This window comes from Streptomyces sp. PKU-EA00015, assembly GCF_013387495.1.
In the GTDB taxonomy this organism is placed as follows: Bacteria; Actinomycetota; Actinomycetes; order Streptomycetales; family Streptomycetaceae; genus Streptomyces.
In genome coordinates, this window is the sequence record NZ_JABZEE010000029.1 from 1 (window position 1) to 13006 (window position 13006).

Sequence of the window (13006 nt, forward strand, 5' to 3'; positions counted from 1 at the left end):
ACGGCCACACGAACAGCGCCTTGCCGACCGGGATCAGCACATGGCGCAGGACGGCGCTGCCGAGCCGGGCGAGCGCGCGGCCGGCCGGTCGCAGCAGGGTCCGGTGCAGCGCCCGCCCGCAGACGGCGAGGACGTCCCAGACCATGCGGACGGGGACGACCAGGAGCACGACGACGATCCGCAGCGGAATCCGGATGACCTGCGCGAGGCAGCCGTCCCCGGGCTCGTACTCCTCGACCGCGCCGTACCGCTGCTGCACATCCGCCGTCGGCGGCTTCTCGTACTCCATGCAGGACAGGACGCAGCACGGCCCCGTCCGGATCCGGTCCACCGGACCCCACTTCCCGCCCGGAACGAACGAGGGCCCGGCCGCAGGGTCTCCCCTGTGGCCGGGCCCTCCCCCGAGTGGGGGGAGCGAGCACTACTTGACGACGGTCAGCGGCAGCAGCTTCTTGCCCGTCGGACCGACCTGGATGTGCGTGTCCATCTGCGGGCACACACCGCAGTCGAAGCACGGCGTCCAGCGGCAGTCCTCGACCTCGGTCTCGTCGAGCGCGTCCTGCCAGTCCTCCCAGAGCCAGTCCTTGTCGAGACCGGAGTCCAGGTGGTCCCAGGGCAGGACCTCCTCGTACGTGCGCTCACGCGTCGTGTACCAGTCGACGTCGACGCCGAACTCCGGCAGCGTCTTCTCGGCGCAGGCCATCCAGCGGTCGTACGAGAAGTGCTCGCGCCAGCCGTCGAAGCGGCCGCCGTCCTCGTAGACGGCCCGGATGACGGCGCCGACGCGGCGGTCACCGCGGGAAAGCAGGCCCTCGACGATGCCCGGCTTGCCGTCGTGGTAGCGGAAGCCGATCGAGCGGCCGTACTTCTTGTCGCCGCGGATCTTGTCGCGCAGCTTCTCCAGCCGCGCGTCCGTCTCCTCGGCGGACAGCTGCGGCGCCCACTGGAAGGGGGTGTGCGGCTTGGGCACGAAGCCGCCGATCGACACCGTGCAGCGGATGTCGTTGGACTTCGAGACCTCGCGGCCCTTGGCGATGACGTTCGCCGCCATGTCGGCGATCTGGAGCACGTCGTCGTCGGTCTCGGTCGGCAGGCCGCACATGAAGTACAGCTTCACCTGACGCCAGCCGTTGCCGTACGCCGTGGCGACGGTCCGGATCAGGTCCTCCTCCGAGACCATCTTGTTGATGACCTTGCGCATGCGCTCGGAGCCGCCCTCGGGGGCGAAGGTGAGGCCGGACCGACGGCCGTTGCGCGTCAGCTCGTTGGCCAGGTCCACGTTGAACGCGTCGACACGGGTCGAGGGGAGGGACAGGCCGATCTTGTCGTCCTCGTACCGGTCGGCGAGACCCTTGGCGATGTCGCCGATCTCGCTGTGGTCCGCGGAGGACAGGGAGAGCAGGCCGACCTCCTCGAAGCCCGTCGCCTTGAGGCCCTTGTCCACCATCTCGCCAATGCCGGTGATGCTTCGCTCCCTCACGGGGCGCGTGATCATGCCGGCCTGGCAGAAGCGGCAGCCGCGGGTGCAGCCGCGGAAGATCTCGACGGACATCCGCTCGTGGACGGTCTCCGCGAGCGGGACCAGCGGCTGCTTGGGGTAGGGCCACTCGTCGAGGTCCATGACGGTGTGCTTGGACACCCGCCACGGCACGCCCGACCTGTTCGGCACGACACGGCCGATGCGGCCGTCGGGCAGGTACTCGACGTCGTAGAACGCGGGGATGTAGACGCTGCCCGTCTTCGCGAGGCGGAGCAGGACCTCCTCGCGGCCGCCGGGCCGGCCCTCCGCCTTCCAGGCACGGATGATCTCGGTCATGTCGAGCACGGCCTGCTCGCCGTCGCCGACGATCGCCGCGTCGATGAAGTCCGCGATCGGCTCGGGGTTGAACGCGGCGTGTCCGCCGGCGAGCACGATCGGGTCGTCGATCGTGCGGTCCTTCGACTCCAGCGGGATGCCCGCGAGATCGAGCGCCGTGAGCATGTTGGTGTAGCCGAGTTCGGTGGAGAAGCTGAGCCCGAAGACGTCGAACGCCTTGACCGGGCGGTGGCTGTCCACGGTGAACTGCGGGACCCGGTGCTCGCGCATCAGCTCCTCGAGGTCCGGCCACACGCTGTAGGTGCGCTCGGCGAGCACGCCCTCGCGCTCGTTCAGTACCTCGTAGAGGATCATGACGCCCTGGTTGGGGAGCCCGACCTCGTACGCGTCGGGGTACATGAGCGCCCAGCGGACGTCGCAGGCGTCCCAGTCCTTGACGGTGGAGTTGAGTTCTCCGCCGACGTACTGGATCGGCTTCTGGACATGCGGGAGAAGCGCTTCCAGGCGTGGGAAGACCGACTCGACAGGCATCGTGGTGTCTCTCGTGAGCGGACAGGGGGTGACCATCAAGCGTACCCCGACGCTCAGCCGGTCAGATCCGCCCGCAGTCCGGGGGCCGTCGCCCGCTCCCACACCTGCGGCAGCTCGGCCTCGCGCTCCGCGGCGCCGGCCGACTCCTGGCCGTACAACAGGCCCCAGGTGAACGACGGCTCGCCCGCCGCGTTCGCCGCGATCGCCAGGTCGCGCAGCGCCCCGCGGGCCACGACGCTGTCCTGGTGGTCGCCGAGGACCTTCTGCACGGCCTTCATCCGCTTGGCGAACCGCCGCGCCGGGCGGCCCAGCGCCTGCGTCGCCGCCTCGGCCGCGTACCGGGCCCGCTTGGCGGCCTTGCGCGCGTCGTGCAGGGCCACGTCCCTCTCCTGGCCGGCGGGGAGAGCGAGGGCGTGCTCGACGCGGCGGGACAGCCGGTCGTACTCCTTCAGCACCGCGTCCGGCAGCGCGGCGTCGGCCGCCTTGCCGGCGGCCTTCAGCAGCGGAGGGCTCGCGAACAGGGCATCGAGGGAGGAGAGGAGGGCCAGGTAGCGCGCGCTGTCGAGGGCGGCGACCGCCGTGCCGCGGGCGTCGGCCTCCCCGGCGACCGACCATGCCTTCAGGCGCGCGGCGACCGGGCCGAGCACCAGGGTGTCGGGCAGCGCGCCGACGCCGGACCGGAGCCGCTCGGCGAGGACTTCCTGGTCGCGTGCGACGCCGAGTTCCCCGGCGAGCCACGTGAGCTCGTCGATCACGGGCCCGGTGGCATCGCGGTCGAGAATCTTCCGGTACGTGCGCAGGGCGCTGCGCAGCCGCCGGGTGGCGACGCGCATCTGGTGCACCGCGTCGGGCACGTCCCGGCGGACGCCTGGGTCGTGGGCGACGAGTGCGTCGCTCTGTTCCCGCAGGTAGCGCAGGATGTGGTCGCCGGCGGTGCGCGGGGTGGGTGCTTCGGGGCGGGGCGCGGGGGCGGCGCCGGTGTCGGCGAGGGCCCTGGCGAGCTTGGACGGCGCCGTGGACCTGCGCAGTCCGGCTTTGCGGAGCTTCTTGTCGACGGCGTCGAGGAACGCGGGGTCGCCGCCGTCGGCGAGTTCGACCTCGATCTCGTCCCAGCGGACGACGCCGTCGCCGCCCGGCGGCCGTTCGGCGTGCACCTCGTCCCTGCTGAGCTCGGCGAGGAGGGCGCCGTCGGCGTCGAGCAGATGGCGCACGGCGCGGACGGAGCGCAGGCGGACGACCGGATCGAGCGCGGCCTCGCGCGTGTACACGCGGACGAGCGCGGCGAGTTCGGCCGGGACGTCGTCGGAGAGGGGCGCGCTGATCTCGTCGCGGACGCCGGGGGCGACGGGCAGTTTCAGGTGCCAGCCGGCGTCGGCTCCGCCGGTCCTGCGCCGCAGGGTGACGGAGGCGGCCGCGAGCCGCAGGTCACCGGTGTCGTAGTAGACGGCGTCGAGCTCGTCGACGCCTCGGTCCCGGACGCCGGCGACTCCGGCGACCTGTGTCAGATCCGGCAGCCGGGTGTCGGGGCTGGCGTCGTACTTCCGCTCGATCTCGCGCTTGGTGTCCGCCATGCCCCGAATCTAGTCGCCCGCGCCCCGCGGCGGCAGACCGCCGGTGAACGCGCCTCCCCGGCCCCTCCGCGGACCTGCCGGGTCGGGAAGGACCGGGGGGCCGGCTCCTCGCCTCATCGGCTACGCGCTTATCGGGCGCTGGACCCGGATCGACTGGAGCAGGCCCACCGCGATCCAGACCGCGAACATGGACGTGCCTCCGTACGACACGAACGGCAGCGGCAGGCCGGCCACCGGCATGATGCCCATCGCCATGCCGATGTTCTCGAAGGACTGGAAGGCGAACCAGGCGATGATCCCGGCCGCGACGATCGTGCCGTACAGCTCGGTCGTCTCCCGCGCGATGCGGCAGGCACGCCACAGCACGACGCCGAGCAGCGCCAGGATCAGGCCGGCGCCGAGGAAGCCGAGTTCCTCGCCGGCGACCGTGAAGATGAAGTCGGTCTGCTGCTCGGGCACGAACTGCCCCGTGGTCTGGTGGCCCTTGAACAGACCGGCTCCGTACAGTCCGCCGGAACCGATCGCGATCCGCGCCTGGTTGGTGTTGTAGCCGACGCCGGCGGGGTCGAGTTCGGGGTTGGCGAAGGCGGCGAAGCGGTTGATCTGGTACTCGTCGAGCAGTCCGAGCGCGGCCACCAGGGCCGCGCCCGCGGCGCCCGCGCCGATGAGGCCGAGGATCCAGCGGTTGGAGGCGCCCGAGGCGAGCAGGACGCCGAGCACGATCACGACCATGACCATCACGGAGCCGAGGTCCGGCATCAGCATGGTGATCGCCATCGGCACGACCGCGAGGCCGAGCGACTTGGCCACCGTGCGGTGGTCGGGATGGAGCTGGTCGCCCGCGTCCACACGGGCGGCGAGCATCATCGCCATCACGAGGATGATCGTGATCTTCACGAACTCGGACGGCTGGAGCGACAGGCCGCCGATGACGAGCCAGGCGTGGGCGCCGTTGATCGTGGCGCCGAGCGGGGTGAGCACCAGCAGCACGAGCACCACGGACAGTCCGTAGAGCACGGGCACCGCGCCGCGCAGCATGCGGTGGCCCAGCCAGATCGTGCCCACCATCAGTGCGAAGCCGATGCCGATGTTCAGGCTGTGCCGGACCAGGAAGTGGTACGGGTCGCCGTTGTTGAGCTCGGTGCGCCCTCGGGTCGCCGACCACACCAGCAGGGTGCCGACGACGGACAGGGCGATCGCCGAGCACATCAGCGGCCAGTCGAGCCTGCGCGCCATCGAGTCGCGCGCGCTCAGGCGGGTCCACAGACCACCGCGCTCGGGGCCGTATCCGGAGACGGAGAAACCGCCTGCGCCTGTCATCTCTCAGTCCCTCCGTGCGGGCGAGCCCGCGAGCGCTGGTTCCGGGTCCTTCGGCTTCGGAGGAACGTAGGGCCTGATCTCCGGGGCGTCGATCGAGCCGTCCGGGAAGATCTTGGGCAGGCCCTCCTGCGGCTGGGGAAGCAGGGCCCTCTTCAGGTCCTGGTTGCCCTCCTTGTCCAGGCCGTACATCGCGTCGTAGATGTTGCGCACCGCGGGACCCGACGCGCCGGAGCCCGTACCGCCCTGGGAGATCGTCATGACGATCGTGTAGTCGTCGGTGTAGGTCGCGAACCACGAGGTGGTCTGCTTGCCGTAGACCTGGGCGGTGCCGGTCTTGGCGCGCATCGGGATCTTGTCCTGCGGCCAGCCGCCGAATCGCCAGGCGGCGGTGCCGCCGGGCTCGACGACGGAGCGCAGTCCCTTGTCGAGGTCGCTGATGGTCTCGGCGTCCACCGGCAGCCTGCCGTGGGGCTTGGGCTTGATCTCCTCGACCTTCTTGCCGTCGGGGCTGACGACGGCCTTGCCGATGGTGGGGTTGTAGAGGGTGCCGCCGTTGCTGATGGCGGAGTAGGCGGTGGCCAGCTGGATGGGCGTGATGAGGACGTCGCCCTGGCCGATGGCGAAGTTGATGCTGTCGAAGGCCTTCAGCTGGTTGCCTTCGAGGCAGCTCTCATAGGCGATCTGCTGGACGTAGGTGCCGCCCTTCTTGCCCTGCTTGCACCAGGCGTCCTTGTTGGCCTGCCAGAAGCTCTTCTTCCACTGCCGGTCCGGGATACGGCCGACGACCTCGTTCGGCAGGTCGATGCCGGTCTCGGAGCCGAACCCGAAGTCATGGGCGGTCCGGTAGAACCAGTCGTGGGCGTTCTTCTTGGGCTGGAGGCCGCCGTCGCGCTGCCACTCCTGGTGGCCGAGACGGTAGAAGACGGTGTTGCAGGAGAACTTGAGGGCGTCGCCGAGGGTGATGGGGCCGTGCCCCTTGGACTCGAAGTTCGCGAAGCTCCGGTTGCCCATGCTGTAGGAGCTGGTGCAGTTGTAACGGTCGTCGAAGGCGTAGCCCGCCCGCACGGCCGCGCTCGCCGACACCACCTTGAAGACGGAGCCGGCGGGTGACTGGCCCTGGATGGCCCGGTTGAGCAGCGGGTAGTTGGAGCCCTTGCCGGTGAGCTTGGCGTAGTCCTTGGCGGAGATGCCGCCGACCCAGGCGTTGGGGTCGTAGTCGGGCTGGGAGGCCATCGCGATGACGCGGCCGGTCTTGGACTCCATGACGACCACGGCGCCCGCGTCGGCCTCGTACCTGCGACCGGTGACCTTGTCGGTCTCCTGCCGGACGGTCTTCATCGCCTGGTGCAGCTCGTGCTCGGCGACGCCCTGGACGCGGGCGTCGATGCTGGTGACCACGTTGGAGCCGGGGACGCCCGGGTCGGACTCCGTCTGGCCCATGACCCGGCCGAGCTTGTCGACCTCGTACGACGTGACGCCTGCCTTGCCGCGCAACTGCTTGTCGTAAGTGCGCTCCAGACCCGAGCGGCCGACCTGGTCGGAGCGCAGGTGCGGCGAGTCGGTGTCCTTGGCCTTCTGGATCTCCTCGTCGGTGACCGGCGAGAGGTAGCCGAGCACCTGCGACGTGCGGGCCTTGCCGGGTGCGGGGTACCGGCGCACGGCGGTGGGTTCGGCGGTGATGCCGGGGAAGTCCTCGGAACTCTCCCGGATCCGCAGCGCCTGCTGCGTGGTGGCCTCGTCGGTGACCGGGATCGGCTGGTACGGGGAGCCGTTCCAGCAGGGCTGCGGCGTCTTGGAGTCGCAGAGCCTGACCTTGTCCATGACCTCCTTCGGCTTCATGCCGAGGACACCGGCGAGCCGGGTCAGGACGGCCTTCCCGTCGTCCTTCATCTTCATCAGCTCGGTGCGCGACGCGGAGACCACGAGGCGGGTCTCGTTGTCGGCGAGCGGGACGCCGCGGGCGTCGAGGATCGAGCCGCGTACGGCGGGTGAGACGACCCGCTGCACGTGGTTGCCGCTGGCCTCGTCGGCGTACTCGTCGCCATTGCGGATCTGGAGGTACCAGAGCCGGCCGCCGAGGGTGAGCAGGAGGGAGAAGACGAGTACCTGGATGATGACGAGCCGGACCTGGACCCGGGGGGTCCGCCCGGTCTCCGGAATGTTGCTCACGCTGCTGCCCCCTCGGTCACAGTCGCTTCACGCCCTTGATGCGTCCGGCTCGTGCCGCCCGCGTCCTCGCCGCCCTGATCCGCAGTCCGCTGCGCTGGGCGCCGAGCCGCAGACCGGTGCCCGACGTCAGCCAGCCGGAGGCGACGTCGGCGCCGTGGCTGCTCTGGCTCTCGGCGAGCGGGTCGTTGTCGCTGCGTCTGGCGAGCCACATGATCAGCGGCACGGTGAAGGGCGCGAGGATCAGGTCGTAGACGGCTGCGGTGAACAGCAGGCTGCCGAGGCCGACATGGCGGGCCGCGGTGTCACCGACGAGGGCGCCCACTCCCGCGTACAGCAGGGTGGATCCGATCGCGGCGGCGACGACCACGACCATCGGGCCGGTGGCGGAGCGCAGTTGCTGCCCGTTGTCGGGCCGGATGAGGCCGGCGAGGTAGCCGATGACGCACAGGACGAGCGCGTAGCGGCCGGCCGCGTGGTCGGCGGGCGGCGCGATGTCGGCGAGGAGGCCGGCGCCGAAGCCGATGAAGGCGCCCGCGACATGGCCGTAGACCATGGCGAGTCCGAGGACGGTCAGCAGCATCAGGTCCGGGACCGCGCCGGGCAGCTGGAGGCGGGCGAGGACGGTGACCTGGATGACGAGGGCGACCACGACCAGGGTCGTGGAGAGCAGCATCCGGTTGAAGCGCATGGGCGGATCAGCTCCTGTTACTCGTCGTCCGGGACATCGGCGGCGGTCTCGTCCGGTGGATCCTGTCCGGTGTCCTGCGCCTGCCCGTCGTCCTGCGTCTGCTCGTCCGCGGCCTGGCCGTCCTCCGTCTCTCCGTCGGCGCCGGGCGTGACGGTCACCGTGACGGTGGGCGTCGGCTTGGGCTTCGCGGGCCTCGGCGGCAGCACCATGTCGCGCGGGTCGCTGCTCGGCGCCTGGACGACGACGCCGACGATGTCGAGCCTGCTGAAGGCGGCGTACGGGCGGACGTAGATGTTCCGGGTGAGGTCGCCGCCCGACGGGTCGACGCGGATGACCTCACCGACCGGGACGCCCGGCACGAACGGCTTGTTGCCCTGCGAGCCGAAGGTGACCAGCCGGTCGCCCTTCTTGACCTTGGACTTGCCGTTGAGCAGCTGGACCAGGAGCGGCCGGTCGCCCTGACCGGTCGCGAAGCCCAGCTCGCTGGTCTTCTCCATCCGCGTGCCGACGGTGAAATCGGGGTCGTTGGCGAGCAGGACCGTGGAGGTACTGGGTCCGACGGTGGTGACGCGGCCGACGAGTCCGTCGCCGTTGACGACGGTCATGTCGCGCCTGATGCCGTCCTGGGCGCCGATGTCGATCGTGACCGTCCAGGAGAAGCCCTGGGCCGCTCCTATGGCGATGACCTCGGCGCCCTTGATCCCGTACTGTCCGGCCGCCGCGGTCCTGATCAGGCCGTCGAGCTCGCGCAGCCGGCTGCGGTTGCGGTCGTCGCTGCCGAGCCGCTGCTTGAGTGCGGCGTTCTCCCGCTCCAGCTCGCTGATGCGGTCGTGACGCTCGCCGGAGTCGCGAACGGCGCCGATGGCGTTGCCGATCGGTGCGACGGCCGCCGCGACACCGCTCTCGACCGGGCCGAAAACCGTGGCCGCGGCCTGCCGGGCTCCGTCGACCGGTGACTCCTCACCGCCGCGGATGTCCACCGTGATCAAGGCGAACGCGATGGCGATCAGCAGCACCAGGAGCAGCCGGCTCTCTCGTGTGTCCCTCACGTGCGGCGGCCGTGCCTTCCTCGTCGGAATGGTGATGTCGGTGGAGCGACGGTCCTTCGCCTGGCGCGGAGGCGAAAGGACCCCCTTGTGGGGGCCCCGCGGGCCCCCGAACGGCGGATGCGGGCCCGGCCGCTGCCGGGCGCCGCCTCCCGGTCAACGACGCGGCTGGGCGTCCAGCACCTGCTGGAGCGCCTCGAACTCCTCGACGCACTTGCCGGATCCGAGCGCCACCGAGTCCAGCGGGTCCTCGGCGATGTGGATCGGCATGCCCGTCTCGCGGCGCAGCCGCTCGTCGAGGCCGCGCAGCAGGGCGCCACCGCCGGTGAGGACGATGCCGCGGTCCATGACGTCGCCGGACAGCTCCGGCGGGCACTTGTCGAGCGTCGTCTTGACGGCGTCGACGATCGCGTTGACCGGTTCCTCGATGGCCTTGCGGACCTCCGCGGCGGAGATGACGACGGTCTTGGGCAGACCGGAGACGAGGTCGCGGCCGCGGATCTCGGTGTGCTCTTCCTTGTCCATCTCGTACGCGGAGCCGATGGTGATCTTGATGCTCTCGGCGGTGCGCTCACCGAGCAGGAGCGAGTACTCCTTCTTGATGTGCTGGATGATCGCGTTGTCCAGTTCGTCGCCGGCGACGCGGATGGACTGTGCCGTGACGATTCCGCCGAGCGAGATCACGGCGACCTCGGTGGTGCCGCCGCCGATGTCGACGACCATGTTGCCGGTGGCCTCGTGGACGGGGAGTCCGGAGCCGATGGCCGGGGCCAGCGGCTCCTCGATGATGTGCACCTGGCGGGCGCCGGCTTGCGTCGACGCCTCGATCACCGCACGGCGCTCGACGCCGGTGATACCGGAGGGGACACAGACGACCACGCGCGGACGGGCGAGGTACCGGCGTTTGTGGATCTTCAGGATGAAGTAGCGGAGCATCCGCTCGGTGATCTCGAAGTCGGCGATGACGCCGTCCTTCAGCGGCCGGACGGCAACGATGTTGCCCGGCGTCCGGCCGATCATCTTCTTCGCCTCGGCGCCGACCGCGAGAATGCCGCCCGTGTTGGTGTTGATCGCGACGACGGACGGCTCGTTGAGAACGATCCCCCGGCCTCTGACGTACACCAGCGTGTTGGCGGTCCCGAGGTCGACAGCCATGTCACGGCCGATGAACGACATGTTGTTCCCCATGAGGATTCGTCTGGCCTTCCCAAATCGAGCGTTGATGGCTTTTCAGGACGGCGAGGTGGGTGATGTGACGTGAGGCTTACATCGTAGTGCCGCCCCCACGGACACCGCGCGCTGGTCCACCTCTGTTTATCGTGACGATGTGTCGGAGCGATGCGTTCCCGCAATGGCGCGGCCTATGCCAAGGGGCGACCGAAATTCCTTCGGTCGCCCCAGGTCATGAGCGCTGTTCGGCTGACGTCGCGTCAGGAAAGTCCGGGAAAGAAAATCTTCAGCTCCCGAATGGCGGACTCCTCGGAGTCCGAGGCGTGGATGAGATTCTCCCGGACGATGGTGCCGAAGTCGCCACGAATGGAGCCCGGAGCCGCCGCGATCGGGTCGGTCGGTCCCGCCAGCTGGCGTACACCCTCGATGACGCGCTCGCCCTCGACGACGAGTGCGACGACCGGGCCGGAGGACATGAAAGCGACCAGCGGCTCGTAGAACGGCTTGCCCTTGTGCTCTCCGTAGTGCTGCTCCAGGGTGTCCTGGTCCAGCGTGCGCAGCTCCAGCGCGCTGATGGTCCAGCCCGCCTTGGCCTCGATGCGGCCGATGATCTCGCCGATCAGGCCGCGTCGTACGGCGTCGGGCTTGAGCAGGACGAGCGTGCGCTGACTCACGGTACGGGCTCCTTCAGGTGCGGATTCAGGGCCTGCCGCGTCCCAACCGGGCAGCAGGCACTGACGAGGCTACAGGGCGAAAGCCGCCCGCGATTACGCAGCGTCAGGCCCTGCCGAGGCCTGCTCCTCCCACCGGGCCTTCGCCTCGTCGATCCTGCGACCGTAGAAAACCGAGGCCCACCACAGGCCGGCGAACAGCGCGCCGAGGAAGAACATGGCCGGCACGACGAAACCGCTCGCGATCAGCGCGATCTGGAGCGCCCAGCCCAGCTGGATCCCACCGGGCCGGGTGATCATGCCGCACAGCAGCACCGAGAGCAGCATCGCGATCCCGCAGACCGTCCACACCGCGGCCATCGACGCGCCGTCCGACTTCATCGCGACGAGACCGGCGAAGCCGATCACGAAGAACTCGCCGATCAAGGTGGATGCACAGAGCGTACGCATCGGGTGTCAGCCCCTCCCCAGGAGCAGCCGGGCCTCGCCGACCGTGATCACGGAGCCGGTCACCAGCACGCCCGCGCCGGCGAACTCCGACTCCTCCTCCGCCAGCGTGATCGCCGCCTCCAGCGCGTCGTCCAGACGCGGCTCGACGACCACCCTCTCGTCGCCGAACACCTCGACGGCGATCGCCGCGAGCTCGTCCGCACCCATGGCGCGCGGCGTGGAGTTCTGCGTGACGACGATCTCGGCGAAGATCGGCTCGAACGCCTCCAGCAGGCCCCGCACATCCTTGTCGTCGCTCGTGCCGACCACGCCGATGAGGCGGGAGAAGCCGAACGACTCCGTGATGCCGGCGGCGGTCGCCCGCGCGCCCGCCGGATTGTGCGCGGCGTCCAGCACGACGGTGGGGCTGCGGCGCACGACCTCGAGACGGCCCGGGGAGGAGACCGAGGCGAACGCCTTGCGGATGGTGTCCATGTCCAGCGCGCGCGCCTGCTCGGCGCCCACGCCGAAGAAGGCCTCGACCGCGGCGAGCGCGACCGCCGCGTTGTGCGCCTGGTGGGCTCCGTAGAGCGGGAGGAAGATCTGGTCGTACTCGCCGCCGAGCCCGCGCAGCGTCAGGAGCTGGCCGCCGACCGCGATCTCCCGGGAGACCACGCCGAACTCCATGCCCTCGCGGGCGACGGTCGCGTCGGCCTCCACGGCCTTCTTCAGCATCACCTGGGCGGCGTCCACCGGCTGCTGCGCCAGGATGACCGTCGCGCCCTGCTTGATGATCCCGGCCTTCTCGCCGGCGATCTCGGCGTGCGTGGCGCCGAGCCGGTCGGTGTGGTCCAGGTCGATGGGCGTGACCACGGCCACCGAGCCGTCGATCACGTTCGTCGCGTCCCAGCTGCCGCCCATGCCGACCTCGACGACGGCGACGTCCACCGGCGCGTCGGCGAACGCCGCGTACGCCATCCCGGTGAGCACCTCGAAGAAGGAGAGCCGGTAGTCCTGGCCGGCGTCGACCATCTCCACGTACGGCTTGATGTCGCGGTACGTCTCGATGAAGCGCTCGGCCTCGATGGGGGCGCCGTCCAGGCTGATCCGCTCCGTGATCGACTGGACGTGGGGCGAGGTGTACCGCCCGGTGCGCAGATCGAACGCGCCGAGCAGCGCCTCGATCATGCGGGCGGTTGACGTCTTGCCGTTGGTCCCCGTGATGTGGATCGAGGGGTACGCCCGCTGGGGCTCGCCCAGCACGTCCATCAGGGCGGAGATCCGGGAGACCGAGGGCTCCAGCTTGGTCTCGCCCCAGCGCGTCGCCAGGTCGGCCTCGACCTCGCGCAGCGCCTTGTCCACCTCCGGGTCCGCGGGCCGGGCCGGCACGGCGTCGCTCTGCGGCGTCCCGGCCTGCGCGCGCAGGGTGCGGCTGCCGGCCTCGATCACCGCCAGGTCGGGGTCACGGTCGGTCTCGGCATCGACGATCTCGTCGAAGGCGTCGGACTCGTCGAAGGGATCGGGGTGCTCACTCACGGGGTCCAGTCTACGGAGCCCTGCCGGCCGCCCCGGCCCGGCCACCGCCCCTCGGCGCA

At 70.3% G+C, this 13006-nt stretch carries 10 protein-coding genes and 1 pseudogene; all 11 read right to left on the reverse strand.

Translation table 11 applies throughout. The annotated features are described in order from the left end of the window. Positions 1 to 289: pseudogene (locus HW130_RS18905) on the reverse strand (hypothetical protein); the annotation flags it as partial. A 132-nt stretch (positions 290 to 421) separates the two neighbouring features. Continuing rightward, on the reverse strand, positions 422 to 2347 hold the full coding sequence (locus tag HW130_RS18910) for a TIGR03960 family B12-binding radical SAM protein (RefSeq protein ID WP_177150813.1): 1926 nt from the start codon (positions 2345 to 2347) through the stop codon (positions 422 to 424). Between the two features lie 53 nt (positions 2348 to 2400). Next, entirely contained in the window at positions 2401 to 3918 is a 1518-nt protein-coding gene (locus HW130_RS18915) for a CYTH and CHAD domain-containing protein (protein ID WP_177150814.1), read from the reverse strand. Positions 3919 to 4038: 120 nt separating this feature from the next. Next, entirely contained in the window at positions 4039 to 5238 is a 1200-nt protein-coding gene (gene rodA / locus HW130_RS18920) for a rod shape-determining protein RodA (RefSeq protein ID WP_177150815.1), read from the reverse strand. Between the two features lie 3 nt (positions 5239 to 5241). Beyond that, positions 5242 to 7407 (reverse strand): penicillin-binding protein 2, encoded by a 2166-nt coding sequence (mrdA, locus tag HW130_RS18925; protein WP_177150816.1) that lies wholly within the window; start codon positions 7405 to 7407, stop codon positions 5242 to 5244. 16 nt (positions 7408 to 7423) lie between these two features. Next, positions 7424 to 8095, reverse strand: coding sequence for a rod shape-determining protein MreD (mreD, locus tag HW130_RS18930; RefSeq protein ID WP_177150817.1), 672 nt, complete (start codon positions 8093 to 8095; stop codon positions 7424 to 7426). A 17-nt stretch (positions 8096 to 8112) separates the two neighbouring features. Beyond that, on the reverse strand, positions 8113 to 9144 hold the full coding sequence (gene mreC / locus HW130_RS18935) for a rod shape-determining protein MreC (protein ID WP_177150818.1): 1032 nt from the start codon (positions 9142 to 9144) through the stop codon (positions 8113 to 8115). Between the two features lie 153 nt (positions 9145 to 9297). Beyond that, entirely contained in the window at positions 9298 to 10317 is a 1020-nt protein-coding gene (locus HW130_RS18940; protein ID WP_177150948.1) for a rod shape-determining protein, read from the reverse strand. A 254-nt stretch (positions 10318 to 10571) separates the two neighbouring features. Then, on the reverse strand, positions 10572 to 10985 hold the full coding sequence (ndk, locus tag HW130_RS18945) for a nucleoside-diphosphate kinase (RefSeq protein ID WP_177150819.1): 414 nt from the start codon (positions 10983 to 10985) through the stop codon (positions 10572 to 10574). Between the two features lie 93 nt (positions 10986 to 11078). Further along, positions 11079 to 11432: a DUF4233 domain-containing protein gene (locus HW130_RS18950; protein WP_177150820.1), complete on the reverse strand. Its 354-nt coding sequence runs from the start codon at positions 11430 to 11432 to the stop codon at positions 11079 to 11081. A gap of 6 nt (positions 11433 to 11438) precedes the next feature. Then, positions 11439 to 12947, reverse strand: a complete 1509-nt coding sequence (locus tag HW130_RS18955; protein WP_177150821.1) for a folylpolyglutamate synthase/dihydrofolate synthase family protein — start codon at positions 12945 to 12947, stop codon at positions 11439 to 11441. Positions 12948 to 13006: the final 59 nt, after the last annotated feature.

Bases quoted from the DNA above. Each gene is read 5' to 3' on its own strand.
- HW130_RS18940 (WP_177150948.1), bottom strand. From the start codon at position 10,317: ATGTCGTTCATCGGCCGTGACATGGCTGTCGACCTCGGGACCGCCAAC.
- HW130_RS18910 (WP_177150813.1), bottom strand. From the start codon at position 2,347: ATGCCTGTCGAGTCGGTCTTCCCACGCCTGGAAGCGCTTCTCCCGCAT.
- rodA (WP_177150815.1), bottom strand. From the start codon at position 5,238: ATGACAGGCGCAGGCGGTTTCTCCGTCTCCGGATACGGCCCCGAGCGC.
- HW130_RS18915 (WP_177150814.1), bottom strand. From the start codon at position 3,918: ATGGCGGACACCAAGCGCGAGATCGAGCGGAAGTACGACGCCAGCCCC.
- HW130_RS18950 (WP_177150820.1), bottom strand. From the start codon at position 11,432: ATGCGTACGCTCTGTGCATCCACCTTGATCGGCGAGTTCTTCGTGATC.
- mreD (WP_177150817.1), bottom strand. From the start codon at position 8,095: ATGCGCTTCAACCGGATGCTGCTCTCCACGACCCTGGTCGTGGTCGCC.